At 65.6% G+C, this 17,900-nt stretch carries 17 protein-coding genes; 14 read left to right on the plus strand and 3 right to left on the minus strand.

Annotation, left to right across the window (positions count from 1 at the left end):
- The first annotated feature begins 46 nt into the window (after positions 1–46).
- The 3 genes from phnD to phnE (WDM24_RS10835) all read left to right on the plus strand — a co-directional run bounded on the left by phnD (position 47) and on the right by phnE (WDM24_RS10835) (position 2,790).
- Positions 47–982: a phosphonate ABC transporter substrate-binding protein gene (gene phnD, locus WDM24_RS10825; protein ID WP_166304732.1), complete on the plus strand. Its 936-nt coding sequence runs from the start codon at positions 47–49 to the stop codon at positions 980–982.
- 78 nt (positions 983–1,060) lie between these two features.
- The gene (phnE, locus tag WDM24_RS10830) at positions 1,061–1,945 is read left to right on the plus strand and encodes a phosphonate ABC transporter, permease protein PhnE (protein ID WP_338831185.1); all 885 of its coding nucleotides are present in this window, start codon (positions 1,061–1,063) and stop codon (positions 1,943–1,945) included.
- Positions 1,942–2,790, plus strand: coding sequence for a phosphonate ABC transporter, permease protein PhnE (gene phnE, locus WDM24_RS10835; RefSeq protein ID WP_338831186.1), 849 nt, complete (start codon positions 1,942–1,944; stop codon positions 2,788–2,790). The genes phnE (WDM24_RS10830) and phnE (WDM24_RS10835) overlap by 4 nt, the downstream gene beginning before the upstream one ends.
- A 246-nt stretch (positions 2,791–3,036) precedes the next feature.
- On the opposite strand, the gene phnF is transcribed toward phnE (WDM24_RS10835), so the two are convergent.
- Positions 3,037–3,762 carry a phosphonate metabolism transcriptional regulator PhnF gene (gene phnF / locus WDM24_RS10840; RefSeq protein WP_166304739.1) on the minus strand — a complete coding sequence of 242 codons (726 nt, stop codon included), beginning with the start codon at positions 3,760–3,762 and terminating at the stop codon, positions 3,037–3,039.
- Positions 3,763–3,866: 104 nt separating this feature from the next.
- Here phnF and phnG point away from each other — a divergent pair, with 104 nt between their 5' ends.
- Genes phnG through WDM24_RS10885 form a run of 9 tightly spaced genes read left to right on the plus strand, consistent with a single transcriptional unit; the run spans position 3,867 to position 10,820 of the window.
- Complete coding sequence (gene phnG / locus WDM24_RS10845) at positions 3,867–4,328, plus strand: phosphonate C-P lyase system protein PhnG (RefSeq protein ID WP_338831187.1); 462 nt, start codon at positions 3,867–3,869, stop codon at positions 4,326–4,328.
- A gap of 4 nt (positions 4,329–4,332) precedes the next feature.
- Positions 4,333–4,941, plus strand: a complete 609-nt coding sequence (gene phnH / locus WDM24_RS10850) for a phosphonate C-P lyase system protein PhnH (protein ID WP_338831188.1) — start codon at positions 4,333–4,335, stop codon at positions 4,939–4,941.
- Positions 4,942–4,944: 3 nt separating this feature from the next.
- Positions 4,945–6,048, plus strand: coding sequence for a carbon-phosphorus lyase complex subunit PhnI (locus tag WDM24_RS10855; RefSeq protein WP_338831189.1), 1,104 nt, complete (start codon positions 4,945–4,947; stop codon positions 6,046–6,048).
- Entirely contained in the window at positions 6,045–6,929 is an 885-nt protein-coding gene (locus WDM24_RS10860; RefSeq protein ID WP_338831190.1) for an alpha-D-ribose 1-methylphosphonate 5-phosphate C-P-lyase PhnJ, read from the plus strand. Before WDM24_RS10855 ends, WDM24_RS10860 begins: the two co-directional genes overlap by 4 nt.
- Positions 6,922–7,719 (plus strand): phosphonate C-P lyase system protein PhnK, encoded by a 798-nt coding sequence (phnK, locus tag WDM24_RS10865; protein WP_338831191.1) that lies wholly within the window; start codon positions 6,922–6,924, stop codon positions 7,717–7,719. Before WDM24_RS10860 ends, phnK begins: the two co-directional genes overlap by 8 nt.
- 8 nt (positions 7,720–7,727) lie before the next feature.
- Positions 7,728–8,426 (plus strand): phosphonate C-P lyase system protein PhnL, encoded by a 699-nt coding sequence (phnL, locus tag WDM24_RS10870; protein ID WP_338831192.1) that lies wholly within the window; start codon positions 7,728–7,730, stop codon positions 8,424–8,426.
- Positions 8,427–8,439: 13 nt separating this feature from the next.
- Positions 8,440–9,594 (plus strand): alpha-D-ribose 1-methylphosphonate 5-triphosphate diphosphatase, encoded by a 1,155-nt coding sequence (locus tag WDM24_RS10875; RefSeq protein ID WP_338831193.1) that lies wholly within the window; start codon positions 8,440–8,442, stop codon positions 9,592–9,594.
- The gene (phnN, locus tag WDM24_RS10880) at positions 9,591–10,187 is read left to right on the plus strand and encodes a phosphonate metabolism protein/1,5-bisphosphokinase (PRPP-forming) PhnN (protein WP_338831194.1); all 597 of its coding nucleotides are present in this window, start codon (positions 9,591–9,593) and stop codon (positions 10,185–10,187) included. Before WDM24_RS10875 ends, phnN begins: the two co-directional genes overlap by 4 nt.
- Positions 10,188–10,208: 21 nt before the next feature.
- Entirely contained in the window at positions 10,209–10,820 is a 612-nt protein-coding gene (locus tag WDM24_RS10885) for a pyridoxamine 5'-phosphate oxidase family protein (protein WP_338831195.1), read from the plus strand.
- Positions 10,821–10,844: 24 nt separating this feature from the next.
- Here the strand turns inward: WDM24_RS10885 and WDM24_RS10890 are convergent, their stop codons facing one another.
- Complete coding sequence (locus WDM24_RS10890; protein WP_338831196.1) at positions 10,845–12,569, minus strand: SulP family inorganic anion transporter; 1,725 nt, start codon at positions 12,567–12,569, stop codon at positions 10,845–10,847.
- 53 nt (positions 12,570–12,622) lie between these two features.
- Positions 12,623–13,222, minus strand: coding sequence for a TetR/AcrR family transcriptional regulator (locus WDM24_RS10895; RefSeq protein WP_338697501.1), 600 nt, complete (start codon positions 13,220–13,222; stop codon positions 12,623–12,625).
- 203 nt (positions 13,223–13,425) lie between these two features.
- On the opposite strand from WDM24_RS10895, the gene WDM24_RS10900 reads away from it, so the two are divergent.
- On the plus strand, positions 13,426–14,670 hold the full coding sequence (locus tag WDM24_RS10900; RefSeq protein ID WP_338831197.1) for an efflux RND transporter periplasmic adaptor subunit: 1,245 nt from the start codon (positions 13,426–13,428) through the stop codon (positions 14,668–14,670).
- Positions 14,671–14,693: 23 nt separating this feature from the next.
- Positions 14,694–17,876 carry a multidrug efflux RND transporter permease subunit gene (locus tag WDM24_RS10905; RefSeq protein WP_338831198.1) on the plus strand — a complete coding sequence of 1,061 codons (3,183 nt, stop codon included), beginning with the start codon at positions 14,694–14,696 and terminating at the stop codon, positions 17,874–17,876.
- The last annotated feature ends 24 nt before the right edge of the window (positions 17,877–17,900 follow it).

Genomic DNA, 17,900 nt, shown 5'->3' on the forward strand with positions numbered 1-17,900 from the left:
CATTTTGCCCGGCCAACAGGTGCAACCATAATAAAGAGGGGTAGCCATGTTCACTCGTCGCATCATTCTGGCCGGCGTCGCCGCGCTGGCGCTCACCGGTTCCGCATCCGCACAGGACTGGAAGGCAAAATATCCGGAGCTCACCTTCGCGGTGGTGCCGGCGGAGAACGCCTCGGGCGTCACCGAGCGCTGGACGCCGTTCGTTGCGTATCTGTCGAAGGAGCTCGGCGTGAAGGTCACGCTGCGCATCGCCAATGACTACGCCGCCGTCATCGAAGGCCAGCGCGCCGGCAACATCCAGATCGCCAGCTACGGCTCGGCCTCGTTCGCGCGCGCGCGCCTGACCGGCGTCAAGACCGACGCGTTCGCCAACGACATCAACGCCGACGGTTCGACCGGCTACTACTCGGTGTTCTTCGTCAAGGCTTCGAGCCCCTACAAGAGCGTCGACGATCTGAAGGGCAAGAACCTCGGCCTGGTCGATCCGAACTCGACCTCGGGCAACAACGTGCCGCGCTTCGAGCTCGACAAGATGGGCATCGCCGACGCCGACACCTATTTCGGCAAGGTCGTGTTTACCGGCAGCCACGAGAACGCGGTTCTGGCGCTGGCGCAGGGCACCGTCGACATGGCCGCCAACCAGTGGACCAGCGACGACGATTCGACGCTGGCGCAGATGCTGACCAAGGGCATGCTGAAGAACGCCGACGGCTCGGCGATGAAGAAGGACGATTTCCGCATCATCCACAAGTCGGCGCCGATCATCAACGGACCCTATGCGTACAACGCCGATCTGCCCGAGGACCTGAAGGCTGCGATCGCGAAGGCCTTCTTCGAAGCCCCGACCAAGGACAAGGCCGCGTTCGACCGTCTCTCCGACGGCCAGAAGAAGGGCTTCCATCCCGCCACCACCAAGGACTGGGATGGCACGATCGAGCTGATCAAGTTCGTCGACGCTCTGCGCAAGAAGAAGGCGAGCTGATCGTTCGCCTGACGTCACGAGGCCGGGCCTGACAGCCCGGCCTTTGTTCTCAACTCCGAACCGGACTGGCACGCGTCGATGGCGACCGCCGTATCCATTCTTCCGGCGCAGCAACTGGCAATGCTGGAAGAGGCCTACCGCAGGTCGGTCTCGCGCAAGCGGCTGAAGGCCGCGCTGGCGGCGGCAGTATTCTGCGCGGCCCTGGTGATCGCCGCGTTCGGCGCGGAAGTGAACCTGCGCACGCTGTTCACCTATTTCGGCAACTTCGTCAGCTATTTCGACCGCATCCTGACGCTCGAATCGGGCGCACGGGTGTGGACCGATTTTCCCGAATGGTTCTGGGGCTGGAAGAAATGGCTGAGGATGCTCGGAGAGACCGTGCTGATCAGCTATGTCGGCACGCTGACCGGCGCGGTGTTTGCCTTCGCTCTGAATTTCTTCGCGGCCCAGAACACCTCGCCGGCGCCGTGGCTGCGCTTCACGGTACGCCGGCTGCTTGAATTCGCCCGCACGGTGCCCGGCATCGTGTTCGCGCTGATCTTCGTGATCGCGTTCGGCCTCGGACCGATGGCCGGCGTGCTGGCGATTGCGATCCACTCGACCGGCGCGCTGGGAAAACTGTTCGCCGAGATCGTCGAGAACGCCGACATGAAGCCGGTCGAGGGCATCCGCTCCACCGGCGCGAGCTGGCTGTCCTGCATGCGCTTTGCCGTCCTGCCCCAGGTGTCGGCGGGCTATGCCAGCTACGCGCTGCTGCGCTTCGAGATCAACGTCCGCGAAGCCTCGGTGATGGGCTTTGTCGGGGCCGGCGGCATCGGCCAGGAGCTCGTGGTCGCGATCCGCAAGTTCTACTATTCCGACGTCAGCGCCATCCTGGTCACCATCATCATCACCGTCTTCATCATCGACATCTCGACCGGCTGGCTGCGCGGCCGGCTGTTCGGCAAGGAGACGCGGCGATGAGCCAGCTGCCGAAGCCGGACACCGGCGCGCTGCGCACCAAATATCCCGACGCATTCAACCGGCCCGCCGCGGCGCGGCTGGCGTTGCCGGCCATGATCGTGGCGGCGTTTGCGGTCTTTGTGTACGGCCTGGTCGATCTCGACTTCTCGCCGTCCAGGCTGATCGCGGGCCTCAGCCAGCTCGGTTGGATCACCATGCTGATGATCCCGCCGAATCCCGGCGCGTCGTTCTCGCTCTACATGCAGGCGCTCGGCGAGACGCTGTCGATCGCGCTGCTCGGCACCACGCTTGCGGCGGTGCTGGCGCTGCCGGTCAGCCTGCTGGCGGCGCGCAACATCATCCCCTCGAACCTGATCCGTTTCCCGGTGCGCCGCTTCCTGGATTCGATCCGCGGCGTCGACACGCTGATCTGGGCGCTGGTCTGGATCAATGTCGTCGGACTCGGCCCGTTTGCCGGCGTGCTCGCGATCATGGTCTCCGACTTCGGTGCGTTCGGAAAGCTGTTCTCCGAGGCGATCGAGGCGGCTGACCGCAAGCAGGTCGAGGGTATCCGCGCCTCCGGCGGCAATAGCTTGCATGAAATCCGCTTCGGCCTGTTGCCGCAGGTGCTGCCCGTGATCGCCGGCCAAGTGCTCTATTTCATCGAGTCGAACACGCGTTCGGCCACCATCATCGGCATCGTCGGCGCCGGCGGCATCGGGCTACAACTCGCCGAGCAGATCCGGGTGCTGGAATGGCAGAAGGTGTCGTTCCTGATCCTGATGATCCTGATCGCAGTCGCGGCGATCGACTTCATCTCGAGCAAGCTACGCTTTGCGATTATTGGTCAAAGGGCGGTGGCCTAGCTCGCCGCGCGCTCAATCATCCTTCTCCCCTTGTGGGAGAAGGTGGCGTAGGCGGCCTTTGGCCGCCGTCTTCTAGAAGGACGCCGATGCCTTGGCATCGGCTACGGCGCCGGATGAGGGGTATCTCTCAGCGAAATCAGAAGCCGATGTGTTCGCGGAGAGATACCCCTCACCCGGATCGCATCTGGCGATGCGATCCGACCTCTCCCACAAGGGGAGAGGTGCACCGCCAGTGTGGCGGCACATTCAACCGTTCTCGACCAGAAACTCCACGCGCTCGGCGGCGAAGCGCGAGCGTTTGGTCACCAGCGGCTGGTCCAGCATATCGACGTCGGTTGCGTCGACTACCAGCACCGGCCGTCCCAGCGGCAGATCGAGTCGCGCGGCATCAGTGGCATCGGCGATTGCCGCGGTGATCCGGGTCGAGGCGCGGTGGTAATCCCTGACGCCGTAATGCCCGAGCAGCTTCGTCATCGAGTGCACGTTGGCGAACACGCTGCCGGCATCGGGAAACCGCTCGGCCGACAGCCATGTGGTGGAGACGCAGATCGGCGTCCGGTCGGCGAGGCGCACCGCTTCGATCCGGATCAGCCGCGCACCGATCTTCAGGCCGAGCTCACGCGCGATCTCGCGGTTGGCGATATCCTCGCCGGCCTCGATCAGCTGGCCGCGCGGTTCGTGGCCGCCGGCGCCGACGATCTCCGAAAATCTTGTGCGTGAGCGCAGGGGATAGGCGAGGCGCTGGGCCTCGACATAGGTGCCGCTGCCGCGCTCGGCGCGCACCAGGCCGCGCTCGGCCAATGCGGCGAGCGCCCGCCGCACGGTGTGGCGGTTGACCCGGTAAGTCTCGGCGATCTCCATCTCGCCGGGCAGCTTTTCGCCCGCGGCAAAGCGGCCGTCAGCGATGCCGCGCTCGATGCCGTCGGCGACCTGCCGCCACAAGGCGACGCCGGAACTTTCCTGCATGCTCATGGCGCGGTGATACCAGAAATCGTCGGTTTGTCACGAAGCAGTCATGGCGCTCGGCTATCAAGTTGTCTAGTATCATAGACAACTTGATGCAAGCAAGGTTGCCCATGAGTTCGACCGGACCAAACAGCAAACAGGCCCAGCGCAAGGCCGCGATGACGGTGCTGGCGCACGCCGCCGCTGCCGAGATCGCAGGCCGGCTCGCGGCGATCGCGGTGCCCGCGCATGAGAACCTGCGCGAGCCGGAGAACGGCCTTGTGATGCTGCGCGGGCGGATCGGCGGCGACGGCGCGCCGTTCAATCTCGGCGAGGCGACGGTGTCGCGCGCGGCGGTGCGGCTTGCGACCGGCGAGGTCGGCTTCGGCTACACGCTCGGCCGCGATGCGCAGAAGGCGCAGATGATCGCGCTGTGTGACGCCATGGTGCAGTCGACGGAGTTGTCCGGCGAGGTGGAGGCGAAGGTGATCGCGCCGCTGCGTGCGGTCATGAACGCCGAACGCGCCCGCAAGGCCGCCGAGACCGCGGCGACGCGGGTCGATTTCTACACGATGGTGCGCGGTGAGGGGTGATGCAATGACGACGATTGCCGAAATGCCCGCAGGCTTTGCCGACAAGGTGCTGTCGGCGCAATCAACCTTCCGTTCCGTGATGGAGGCGATGGCGCGTCCGGGCAGCGTGCAGCGCGTTGCGGCGAGCGCAGGCACGCCCGCCGGCATGATGCGCGGCGCGGCTGCGATCGCGCTGACGCTGTTCGATCACGACACGCCGATCTGGCTCGACGCGGCGATGTCGGCGGCGCCGGATGTCGCCCGCTGGCTGAAGTTTCACGCCAGCGCGCCGGTTGTCACGGACTCCTCGATCGCGAGCTTCGCGCTGATCGGCGATGCCGCGAATCTGCCGGCGCTCGAGCGTTTCGCGTTCGGCAGCAGCGAATATCCGGATCGTTCGACCACGCTGATCCTGCAGGTCGACAGCCTGACGCAGGGCCCGGCCTTCGAGCTGAAGGGGCCCGGCATCGACGGCAGCGCGCTGTTGCAGGCGATGATCAGGCCGAGCGACCTGTTTGAGCGGCTGTCGATCAACGAGGTCCTGTTCCCGCGCGGCATCGATGTCGCGCTGGTCCATGAAGATGCCATTGTCGCGATCCCGCGCACCACGCGGCTGATCGCAAGCGGAGTGTGAGCGATGTATGTAGCGGTCAAGGGAGGCGAGCGCGCCATCGAGAACGCCCATCGCCTGCTCGCGCATGAGCGGCGCGGCGATCGCGACGTGCCCGAGGTGACGCTGGCGCAGATATCCGAACAGCTCGCGCTCGGCGTCGATCGGGTGATGACCGAGGGTTCGCTTTACGACCGCGAGCTCGCGGCGCTGGCGATCAAGCAGGCGCGCGGCGACATGATCGAAGCGATCTTCCTGGTCCGTGCGTTCCGCGCCACGCTGCCGCGTTTCGGTGCCACCGAGCCGGTCAACACCGGCGAGATGCTGGTGCGGCGGCGCATCTCCTCGACCTTCAAGGACGTTCCGGGCGGCCAGATCCTCGGCCCGACCTTCGACTACACCCATCGCCTGCTCGACCCGCAGCTTGCGGAAGGCTTTGTGCCGGAGCAACCGGCGACGTCGGAAGCCTCGCAGGCGGCAACGCCGCGGGTCACCGACATTCTCGGCCGCGACGGCCTGATCGAGTCTTCGCCGCAGGCCGAGGCCGACGCGCCGGTCGGCGACCTCACGCGCGAGCCGTTGAGCTTTCCGGCCGATCGCGATCTGCGGCTGCAGAATCTCGCGCGCGGCGACGAGGGTTTCCTGCTCGCGCTCGGCTACTCGACGCAGCGCGGCTACGGCCGCAACCATCCCTTCGCCGGCGAGATCCGCTTTGGCGAGGTCGAGGTCGAGTTCTCAGCCGAGGACGTCGGCTTTGCCGTGCCGCTGGGTTCGATCGCATTGACCGAATGCCAGATGGTCAACCAGTTCAAGGGCTCGACCACCGAGGCGCCGTGCTTCACCCGCGGCTATGGGCTGGCCTTCGGCCAGAGCGAACGCAAGACCATGTCGATGGCGCTGGTCGACCGCGCGCTGCGCGCGCGCGAGTTCGGCGAGGAAGCCGCTGCACCGGCGCAGGACGAGGAGTTCGTGATGTCGCACTCCGACAACGTGCAGTCGACCGGCTTCGTCGAGCATCTCAAGCTGCCGCATTATGTCGACTTCCAGTCCGAGCTCGGCCTGCTGCGCAAGCTGCGGCAAGAATTCGCCGAGGCCAATCAAGAGACGGCACTGCAGGAGGCCGCGGAATGAACGCGCCGACGTACAACTTTGCCTATCTCGACGAGCAGACCAAGCGGATGATCCGCCGCGCGATCCTGAAGGCGATCGCGATCCCCGGCTATCAGGTGCCGTTCGCGAGCCGCGAGATGCCGATGCCCTATGGCTGGGGCACCGGCGGCGTGCAGGTGACGGCCGCGATCCTCGGTCCCGACGACGTGCTGAAGGTGATCGACCAGGGCTCGGACGACACCACCAACGCGATCTCGATCCGCAAATTCTTCGGCAAGACCGCGGGCGTCGCGACCACGACCTCGACGACGGATGCGACCGTGATCCAGACCCGGCACCGCATCCCCGAAGCGTCGCTGCACGCCGGACAGGTGCTGGTCTATCAGGTGCCGATCCCCGAGCCGCTGCGTTTCCTCGAGCCGCGCGAGACCGAGACGCGGCGGATGCACGCGCTTGCCGAATACGGGCTGATGCATGTCAAGCTGTACGAGGACATCGCGCGCTTCGGGCACATCGCGACCGCCTACGCCTATCCGGTGAAGGTGAACGCGCGCTATGTGATGGACCCGTCGCCGACCCCGAAATTCGACAATCCGAAGATGGACAATTGCGCGGCGCTGCAGCTGTTCGGCGCCGGCCGCGAGAAGCGCATCTACGCGATCCCGCCCTACACCACGGTGGTCTCGCTGGATTTCGAGGATCACCCGTTCACGCGCTACCGCTTCAATGCGCCCTGCGCGCTGTGCGGCGCCGACTCCTCCTATCTCGACGAGATCGTCACCGACGACAAGGGCGGGCGGATGTTCGTCTGCTCCGACACCGACTTCTGCGAGCAGCGCCAGGCGGCCGGCCATCACGGCACCGAGAGCGCAGCGCCGCACAAGGAGAAGGCGCATGTCTGAGCTCGCAAGCCTCGACACCGACCAGCCGCTGCTGGTGGCCGAGGAGCTCGGCAAGAATTACGGCCGGCTTCCGGCCTGCCGCGATGTCTCGTTCGCGCTCTATCCCGGCGAAGTGCTGGCGATCGTCGGCGAGTCCGGTTCGGGCAAGTCGACGTTGCTGCAGCTGCTGTCGGCGCAGCTTGCGCCGAGCGCGGGGCGGGTGTCCTACCGGATGCGCGACGGCGTGCTGCGCGATCTTGCCGAGCTCGGCGAGGCGGAGCGGCGCTTCCTGTTCCGCACCGACTGGGGCTTTGTGCACCAGGATCCGGCGCAGGGACTGCGCATGGGCGTTTCGGCCGGCGCCAATGTCGGCGAGCGGCTGATGGCGGTCGGCTGGAATCACTACGGCCGGATCCGCGACACCGCCTCGACCTGGCTGGAGCGGGTCGAGATCGATGTCGGCCGCATCGACGATGCGCCAAAAACCTATTCCGGCGGCATGCGGCAGCGGCTGCAGATCGCGCGCAACCTCGTGACCGAGCCGCGGCTGGTGTTCATGGATGAGCCGACCGGCGGCCTCGACGTCTCGGTGCAGGCGCGCCTGCTCGACCTGATGCGCAACCTCGTCAGCGAGCTTGGCCTTGCCGCCATCGTCGTGACCCATGATCTCGCGGTGGCGCGGCTATTGTCGCATCGCGTGATGGTGATGAAGGGCGGTCGCGTCATCGAGACCGGCCTCACCGACCAGGTGCTCGACGATCCCCGCGAGCCGTACACGCAGCTGCTCGTCTCCTCGATTCTCCCGCCATGAGCTTGCCAATGACCGCGATGATCGAACTCACCAACGCCGAGAAGACCTTCACCATGCATCTGCAGGGTGGCGTCGAGCTGCCCGTGGTGCACGGCGTCTCGTTCCACGTCGTATCAGGCGAATGCGTGGTGCTGTCGGGCCCGTCGGGCGCTGGCAAATCCTCGATCCTGAAGATGATCTTCGGCAATTATCGCTGCGACAGCGGCCGGATCGGCATCCGCCACCACGGCAAGGTGATCGACCTCGCCACCGCCGAGCCGCGCCAGGTGCTGAGCATCCGCCGCTCGACGATCGGCTATGTCAGCCAGTTCCTGCGTGCGGTGCCGCGGGTGGCGACGATCGACGTCGTCGCCGAGCCGCTGATCGTCAACGGCGTGGCGCGCGAGGAGGCCCGCGAGCGTGCCGGCCGTCTGCTGCGCCGGCTGAATATCCCGGAGCGCCTCTGGACCTTGCCGCCCTCGACCTTCTCCGGCGGCGAGCAGCAGCGCGTCAATATCGCGCGCGGCTTCATCTCGGAGCTGCCGATCCTGCTGCTCGACGAGCCGACCGCTTCGCTCGATGCGGCGAATCGCGCAGTGGTGGTCGAGCTGATTGCGGAGAAAAAGACCAGGGGCGTCGCGATGGTCGCGATTGTCCATGACGACGAAATCCGTCATCTGATTGCCGATCGCATCGTCGACGTGACCTCGTTTGGCGCTGCTGCCTGAAGGACCGTTTGAAATGACCGCCAAGCAAGACACCATCATCGGCAACGCCCGGCTGGTCCTCGCCGACCGCGTGATCGAGCAGGGCTGGGTCGCGATAGCGGACGGCAGGATCGCGGAATTCGGCGAGGGCAGGGCGCCCGAGGCAGCCGAGGACGCCGGCGGCGATCTCCTGATGCCCGGGCTGATCGAGCTGCACACCGACCATCTCGAAATGCACTACGTGCCGCGGCCAAAAGTGTTCTGGAACCCGATCGCGGCCGTGATCTCCTATGACGGGCAGCTCGCGACCTCGGGCATCACCACGGTGCTGGATTCGCTGCGGGTCTGGCGCGAGGACGGCGCCGAGGATGTCGACGGCCGTGCCGGCGTGCTGGCGGCGGCGATTTCGGCCGCGCGCGAGGAAAATCTGCTGCGTGCCGATCACTTCTTGCATCTGCGCTGCGAAGTCCCGATGCCGGATGTCGTCGCCGAGGCCAAGGAGCTGATCGACCGGCCGGACGTGCGGCTGATGTCGCTGATGGACCACACGCCGGGGCAGCGCCAGTTCCGCGACGAGGTAAAGCTGCGCGACTACTACCGCGGCAAGGGCGGCGGCATGACCGACGCCCAGCTCGACGTGCTGTTCGCGCGGCGCTTCGCCTATCAGAAGGAATATGCCGTACCCAACACCCGCGCGATCGTCGCGCTGGCGCATCAATACAAGATTCCGCTGGCGAGCCACGACGACACCACGGATGAAAACGTGGCCGACGCCGTCAACGACAAGGTCGCGGTCGCGGAATTCCCGACCACGATGGAAGCCGCGCGCGGGCTGCACGCCGCCGGCATCGACATCCTGATGGGGGCACCGAACGTGGTGCGCGGCGGCTCGCACTCCGGCAATATCGCCGCCGTCGATCTCGCCAATGAGGGCATGCTCGATATCCTGTCGTCGGACTACATCCCGTCCAGCCTCTTGATGGCGGCGCTGCAGCTGCCGCTTCATGTGCCGGCGATCGATCTCGCCTCCGCCGTCCGCACCGTGACCAAGACGCCGGCCGAGGCGGTTGGCCTTTCCGATCGCGGCGAGATCGCGGTCGGCAGGCGGGCCGATCTGATCCGTGTGCATGTCGCGCGCGACCTGCCGGTTGTGCGCAGCGTCTGGCGCGAAGGAGCCAGGGTCGCATGAACGAACTCCCTGCCGTGGCCGCCCAACACGCCACCACGATCGGTCCCGGCCGGTTGATCCTGGTGGTCGGCCCGAGCGGCGCCGGCAAGGATACGCTGCTTGGCCTGGCGAAGGTGGCCTGTGCCGACGATCGCGACATTGTCTTTGCGCGCCGGCTGATCACCCGCCAGGCCTCAGTGTCGGAAGACAATGAGGAGGTCAGCGCGGACACCTTCCAGCGCGCGGCTGCCGCCGGCGACTACGTCATGCACTGGGATGCGCACGGCCATCGCTACGCGCTGTCGCGGACGATCGACGACGATATCAGGGCCGGGCACACCGTGATCGCGAACGTCTCGCGCACGGTGATCGCAGCCGCCCGCCGCAACTATGCCAATGCCATTGTGGTGTCGGTCACGGCGCCGCCGGACGTGCTGGCTGCGCGACTGGCGGCGCGGGGGCGTGCCAGCGACGGCGGGCTCGCGCAGCGGCTGGGGCGCACCGTCGACGAGAGCGCGGCGACGCCTGATTTCACCATCATCAATTCCGGCACCGCCGAATATCACGCGCGACAGCTTGTCCGCATCATCAAGGGCGAACGCTGGGACGGTTAACACCAAAGGAGAACAGCACGAATGTCGGTGATCTCTACGATCGAGCAGCTTGAGGCGATCTACGGCTTCCCGAACGACGCGTCGACCGTGAAGGTCGCCGATCACGTGACGCCGCTCTATCGTGTGCTCATCGAGAAATCGCCGTTCGTGTCGCTTGCGACCTCGGGCCCCGAGGGGCTCGACTGCTCGCCGCGCGGTGACCTGCCGGGCTTCGTGCGCATCCATGATGCGAAGACGCTGATGATGCCGGATCGCCGCGGCAACAATCGCTGCGATTCGCTGCGCAACATCGTTCGCGATCCCCGCGTCGGGCTATTGTTCCTGATCCCGGGCTCGGGCAGCACGCTGCGTGTCAACGGCCGCGCCTATGTCTCGGCCGAGCCGGAGCTGCTCGCCTCCTTCAAGATGGAAGGCAGGGCGCCGCGCACGGTGATCGTGATGAATGTGGACGAGATCTACTTCCAGTGCGCCCGCGCGATCGTGCGCTCCGACCTCTGGAACCCGGACAAGCAGGTCGATCCGAAGGCCTTGCCGACGCCGGGGCAGATCCTCGCCGAAATGAGCGAGCACACGGTCGGCGGCGAAAAATACGATCGCGAGTGGCCGGAGCGCGCACGCCAGACGATGTGGTGATACCCGTGACGGCCTGGATTGAACCTAGGACATAGCCCGGTCTTCCCAGTCTTCCCAAGTCACGTCGTCATTGATCTCGAGGTAGCGCGAAACGGCGACGCCGATGGTCGGGAAGAAGTTGTTCTCGCCAAGCTGCGCCAACAAGCCGAATTTCTTCAGCTTGTCCTTGACGGGATCCTTGAGCTCGGCAAAACACAGCTCGATCCCTTGTGCGTGCAATGCCTCGTCCAGTTCGGCGAGAATGTCGCCGGCGGTAACGTCCACGCTGGTGACCGGCTCGGCCGCAACGACCAGCCAGCGCACCGGCGTCGAAGATTTCGCCACGGCATCCAGCGCACGTTCCTTGAAGAACTCGGCATTGGCAAAGAACAGCGGCGCATCCCACCGGAACAGGACCAGCCCGGGGATTTGGCGCGCGTCCGGATATCGCGTAATGTCGTGATAACCCTTCACGCCGGAGGCGCGACCCAGCACGGCGGAATGGGGCCGCCAGCCATCCCACAAGAACTCGATGATCGCGATCACGATGGCGAGGCCGATTCCCGGAATCACCCCGAGTACGGCAACGCCGACGAAGCAGACCACCGATAGCCAGAACTCCCACTGCTGAATGGCGTAGATTCGCTTGAGATTGCCGACCTCGAACAGGCTGAGCGCGGCGGCGATGACGACGGCGGCCAATGCGGCGTTGGGCAAGTGCTGAAGCAGGTTCGGCGCCATCAGCAGCAGAAGGGCAATGGCAAGCGCGCCGATGACGCTGGTGAGTTGGGTGCGCGCTCCGGCGGCTTCCGCAACGGGCGTGCGCGATCCGCTGCTGCTGATCGGAAAGCCCTGGAAGAAGCCGGCCGCCAGATTGGCCGCGCCGAGCCCCACCATCTCCTGGTTGGGATCAACGCGATCGCCCAATCGTCCCGCATAGGCCCGCGAGAGCACGCTGGTGTCGGCGAATGACACCAGCGCGACGGCGCAACCGCCGATCAGCACCTGCACGATATCGCCATAGCCGATCCAGGGAATCGCGAATCCCGGCAGGCCCTGGGGAAGCGAACCCAAAACTGTCACGTTAAAGCGCGCTCCAAGATCGAGCACGCCGGTGACGACCGTCGCCGCAACGACGGCAATCAGGATGCTGGGAAGCCGCTTGTTCCGCGCGAGCAGCAGGATCACCGCCAATGTGGCAAGGCCGATCCCGAGCGCGATCCAATTCGTCTTTCCGTCAAGAACCGCTCCGACGACCGCCCAGAGGCTGCGCAGAGGTCCATCGCTTTCGATGGAGAAGCCGAACAGCTTTGGCAGCTGGCTGATCAGCACGGTCAGGGCAATTCCATTCATGTAGCCGTAGCGGATCGGCTTGGAGAGAAGCTCTGTCAGGAATCCCAACCGCGCGATGCCCGCCACGATGCATATCGTTCCGGAGACGATAGCCATCATCGCGGCGAGGGCCACCGCGCGCATGGGATCGCCGCCCGACAGCGGAACGACAACGCCGAGGATGATGGCTGCAAGCGCCGAGTCCGGTCCCAGGACGAGGATGCGGCTCGGCCCGAACAACGCGTAGACGAGCAGCGGGATGATCGTCGCGTAAAGTCCGTAGATGCCCGGCAAGCCGGACGCTTCCGCATAGGCGATGCCGACCGGGACCAGCATGGTCGCGAGCAGAAGCCCCGCGACGATGTCGTGTGGAAACCACGCCGCTTGGTATCGACGGAGCGTGTTGAGACCTGGCAGCCAGCTGGTCCAGTGATGCATTGCCGGTCACTCCCAACTGCGTTGGGGCTCGCGTGCGCATGACTTGAACCGCTCTAGCCCTTCGCCTGTTCATCAAACGCCTTCAGCGACACCGCCGCAATCTCGCGCAGCGCGTTGCGGTCGGCGCCCGAGGAGGCCATCACGCACATGCCTGATGTGACCGCGGAGAGATAGCGGGCGAGCATGGCCGGATCGGCGCTTTCGTCCAGGTCGCGTTCGGCCTTGGCCCGGACAAAGCGTTCGCGCAACTGGTCTTCGGTGTGGGTGCGGCGCGCCGCCAGTTCGAATGGAACATTTTCCGAGCCGGTGCCGCAGGCAAGGCCGCCCTGGACCAGCAGACAGCCGGGCGGGTTGGCGGGATCGGTCTGGGCGTCCGCGTGCTCCATCAGAAATCGTTCGGCCACCTCGCGGGCGGTGGCGGCGCCCAAAACCGTTTCCATCCAGGCGTCACGGCGCTCGGTGTAGCGGTCGAGGGCGGCCTTCAGCAGGCCTTCCTTGCTGCCGAAGGCGGCATAGAGGCTCGGCGGATTGATGTTCATCGCCTCGGTGAGCTGCGCAATCGTCGCACCCTCGTAACCATGGCGCCAGAACACGTCCATCGCCTGGTCCAAAGCGGCATCCGCGTCGAAAGCGCGGGGGCGTCCCATACCCATTTTCGTTACTCCGTAAGCCGGGTGCCGTTTCTGTGACGGATTGTCCCTGGCTTATCCTCTTGTTGCACGTGATGTTTTTCCGCGGCTTCTCATTTCCCCACGAATGCGCTAAGAAAATCATAGTGCTCGATACATAAGTATCTTGCGAACCGGCGTCCAGCTCCACATCTGTAGTGAACACTACAGATATCTGGAGCGCGTGAATGCCCTCGTCAACCCAAAATCCCCGTTCCGGCCGTTTCCGACGCGTCGTCGGCGGTATTGTGATCCTCGGCGCCCTCGCTGTCGCCGGTTCGATCGCGACCGGCCACTATTTTCATGCCGCCCAGGCGACCGCCACAGCGGCCGCGCCCGAACCGGCGGTGCCGGTGACCGTGGCCGTGATCCAGCCGCGCCCGACCACGCTGTTTGATGACTTTTCGGGCCGGCTCGAGGCGGTCGACCGCGTCCAACTCCGGCCGCGGGTGGCGGGCGCGATCCTGGCGACCAACTTCACCGAAGGCGCGCTGGTGAAGTCCGGCGACATCCTGTTCAAGATCGACCCCGCGCCCTACGCCGCCGAGGTCGACCGCGCGCAGGCGCAGCTCGAGGCCGCCAAGGCCCGCGCCGTATTCACCGCGAGCGAGGTCGAGCGCGGCGCACAGCTGGTCGGCAACAACATCGTCACCAAGCGCGACTTCGACCAGCGCGACAACACCAATCGCGAGGCGATCGCCAACGTCAAGGCGGCCGAAGCCGCGCTGCAAACCGCAAAACTCAATCTCGATTACACCGAGGTCCGCGCACCGGTCGACGGCCGGGTCGGCAGGATCGAGATCACGGTCGGCAACCTGGTCGCGGCGGGCACCTCGTCGCCGGTGCTGACCTCGCTGGTCTCGGTCAATCCGATCTATGCGAGCTTCGATGCGGATGAGGAGGTCGTGCTGCGTGCGCTGAACTCGATCGCAGACGCCTCTGGCAAGCGCGGCAATCTCGATCAGATCCCGGTCGACATGGTGACGTCAGGCGGCCTCAGCGCCAAGGGCCACATCCAGCTGATCGACAACCAGGTCAACGGGCAGAGCGGCACCATCCGCGTCCGCGCCGTGTTCCGGAACGACGACGGCCGGCTGATCCCCGGGCAGTTCGCCCGCGTGCGCATGGGCCAGCCGAAAGAGCAGACGATGGTGCTGATCGACGAGCGCGCCGTCGGCACCGACCAGGACAAGAAGTTCGTCATGCTGGTCGGCGACGACAGCCGCGCGGTCTATCGCCCGGTCACGCTCGGCGGTGCGGTCGACGGCCTGCGGATCGTGACCGCCGGCCTGAAATCCGGCGACCGTATCGTCGTCAACGGCCTGCAGCGCGTGCGTCCCGGTGCGCTTCTGAAGATGGAAGTCGCCGAAATGGGCGCGCGCGGCATGCAGCAGGCATCCACTGAAACCAACCAGCACGTCGTGCAGCGCTAGGCGCTGCGCGCGGGGGCGGAGCCATGAATCTCTCAAAATTCTTCATCGACCGGCCGATCTTCGCCGGCGTGTTATCGATCCTGATCTTCCTGGCCGGCCTGATTTCGCTGCTGGCGATGCCGATCTCGGAATATCCCGACGTGGTGCCGCCGTCGGTCGTGGTGCGCGCAACCTATCCCGGCGCCAATCCGAAGGTGATCGCCGAGACGGTGGCAACGCCGATCGAGGAACAGATCAACGGCGTCGAGGGCATGCTCTATATGTCGAGCCAGGCGACCACCGACGGCGCGATGACGCTGACGGTGACGTTCCGGCTCGGCACCGACCCCGACAAGGCGACCCAGCTGGTGCAGAACCGCGTGCAGCAGGCCGAACCGCGCCTGCCGGCCGTGGTGCGCCAGCTCGGCATCATCACCAAGAAGAGCTCGCCCGACCTCACCATGGTCGTGCATCTGCTGTCGCCGAACAACCGCTACGACATGACGTATCTGCGCAACTACGCGGTGCTCAACGTCAAGGACCGGCTGGCGCGGATCGACGGCGTCGGCGACGTCCAGCTCTATGGCGCCGGCGACTATTCGATGCGGGTCTGGGTCGATCCCCAGAAGGCTGCCGAGCACGCCCTGACCGCAAGCGACGTCGTCCGCGCGATCCAGGCACAGAACGTCGAGGCCGCCGCCGGCGTGGTCGGATCATCGCCCAGCGTCAAGGGCCTCGACCTCCAGCTCTCGGTCAACGCCGAGGGACGGCTGTCGACGGAAGAGCAGTTCGGCGACATCGTGGTCAAGACCGGCGCGAATGGCGAGGTGGTGCGGCTGCGCGACGTTGCCCGGATCGAACTCGGCGCCTCCGAATACGGCCTGCGCTCGCTGCTCGACAACAAGCAGGCGGTCGCGATCCCGATCTTCCAGGCGCCGGGATCGAACGCGCTGGAGATCTCCGACCACGTCCGCGCCACCATGGCCGAGATCAAGAAGAACATGCCGGAAGGCGTGTCGTACCAGATCGTCTACGATCCCACCCAGTTCGTGCGCTCGTCGATCGAGGCCGTCATCCACACCCTGCTCGAGGCGATCGCGCTCGTCGTGTTGGTCGTGATCCTGTTCCTGCAGACCTGGCGCGCTTCGATCATTCCGCTGATCGCGGTTCCGGTGTCGATTGTCGGCACCTTCGCGGTGATGCATGTGTTCGGCTTCTCGATCAACGCGCTCAGCCTGTTCGGCCTGGTGCTGGCGATCGGCATCGTGGTCGACGACGCCATCGTCGTGGTCGAGAATGTCGAGCGCAACATCGGATCCGGCCTGTCGCCGCGCGACGCCACCAATCAGGCGATGCGCGAAGTGTCGGGCCCGATCATTGCGATCGCGCTGGTGCTGATCGCAGTGTTCGTGCCGCTCGCCTTCATCTCCGGCCTCACCGGACAGTTCTACAAGCAGTTCGCGCTGACGATCGCGATCTCGACCGTGATATCAGCGATCAACTCGCTGACGCTGTCGCCGGCGCTGTCGGCGCTGCTCTTGAAGGGCCATCACGAGCCGAAGGACTGGCTGACCCGGATCATGGAGAAGTCGCTGGGCTGGTTCTTCCGCGGCTTCAACAAGGTCTTCACGAAATCCTCCGAGAACTACGGCCGGACCGTCACCAAGGTCATCTACGGCAAGGCTGCGGTGATCGGCCTCTATGTGCTGCTGGTCGGTCTCGCCGGCGTGCTGTTCAAGCAGGTGCCGAGCGGCTTCGTGCCGGGCCAGGACAAGCAGTACCTGGTCGGCTTTGCCCGGCTGCCCGACGGCGCCACGCTCGACCGCACCGAGGAGGTGATCCGCAAGATGAGCGACATCGCGCTGACGCAGCCGGGTGTCGAGAGCTCGGTGGCGTTTCCCGGCCTGTCGATCTCCGGCTTCACCAACTCCTCCAACGCCGGCATCGTGTTCTCGACGCTGAAGCCATTCGACGAGCGCAAGGATCCGTCGCTCAGCGGTCCGGCGATCGCGGCGGCGCTGAACAAGAAATATGCCGGCATCCAGGATGCCTTCATCGCGATGTTCCCGCCGCCGCCGGTCAACGGCCTCGGCACCATCGGCGGCTTCAAGCTGCAGATCGAGGACCGCGCGGGCCTCGGCTATGAGGCGCTAAACGACGCGACCAAGGCCTTCATGACGGCGATGCAGAAGGCGCCAGAAATTGCCGGCGTGTTCTCGAGCTTCCAGGTCAACGTGCCGCAGCTGTTCGCCGACATCGACCGCACCAAGGCGCTGCAGCTCGGCGTGCCGGTCACCGAGGTTTTCAACACGCTGCAGATCTATCTCGGCTCCTACTATGTCAACGACTTCAACAAATTCGGCCGCACCTATTCGGTCTATGTGCAGGCGGACGCGCCGTTCCGCGCGCGTGCCGACGACATCAGGCAGCTGAAGGTGCGTTCGTCGTCCGGCGACATGGTGCCGCTGTCGGCCTTGCTGAAGGTCCGCCAGAGCGCTGGGCCGGAGCGTGCGATCCGCTACAACGGCTTCCTGTCATCGGACATCAACGCCGCCGCCGCGCCCGGCTATTCCTCCGGCCAGGCGCAAGAGGCGGCAACGCGAATCGCCGCGGAAACGCTGCCGCCAGGCTTTGCCTTCGAATGGACCGACCTGACCTATCAGGAGTTCATTGCCGGCAATTCCGGGCTCTGGGTGTTTCCGTTGGCGATCCTTCTGGTGTTCCTGGTGCTCGCCGCGCTCTACGAGAGCCTGGCGCTGCCGCTCTCGATCATCATGATCGTGCCGATGGGCCTGTTGGCCGCGATGTTCGGGGTCTGGCTGTCGAAGGGTGACAACAACGTCTTCACCCAGATCGGCCTGATCGTGCTGGTCGGATTGTCGGCCAAGAACGCCATCCTGATCGTCGAATTCGCGCGCGAGCTCGAATTCGCCGGACGCTCGCCGATCCGCGCCGCGATCGAGGCGAGCCGGTTGCGCCTGCGGCCGATCCTGATGACGTCGATGGCGTTCATCATGGGCGTGCTGCCGCTGGTGCTGTCGACCGGCGCGGGCTCGGAGATGCGGCGCGCGATGGGCGTCGCGGTGTTCTCCGGCATGATCGGCGTCACGATCTTCGGCCTGTTCCTGACGCCGGTGTTCTATGTGCTGCTACGGAGCCTCACCGGCATGAAGCCGCTGACGCAGCATGGCGAGGCGACCATTCCCGGAAAAGCACACGCGGCATGATGCCGCGTGTGTAAACTTCTTGTC

Source organism: Bradyrhizobium sp. 27S5, assembly GCF_037217225.1.
GTDB classification, from domain to species: domain Bacteria; phylum Pseudomonadota; class Alphaproteobacteria; order Rhizobiales; family Xanthobacteraceae; genus Bradyrhizobium; species Bradyrhizobium septentrionale.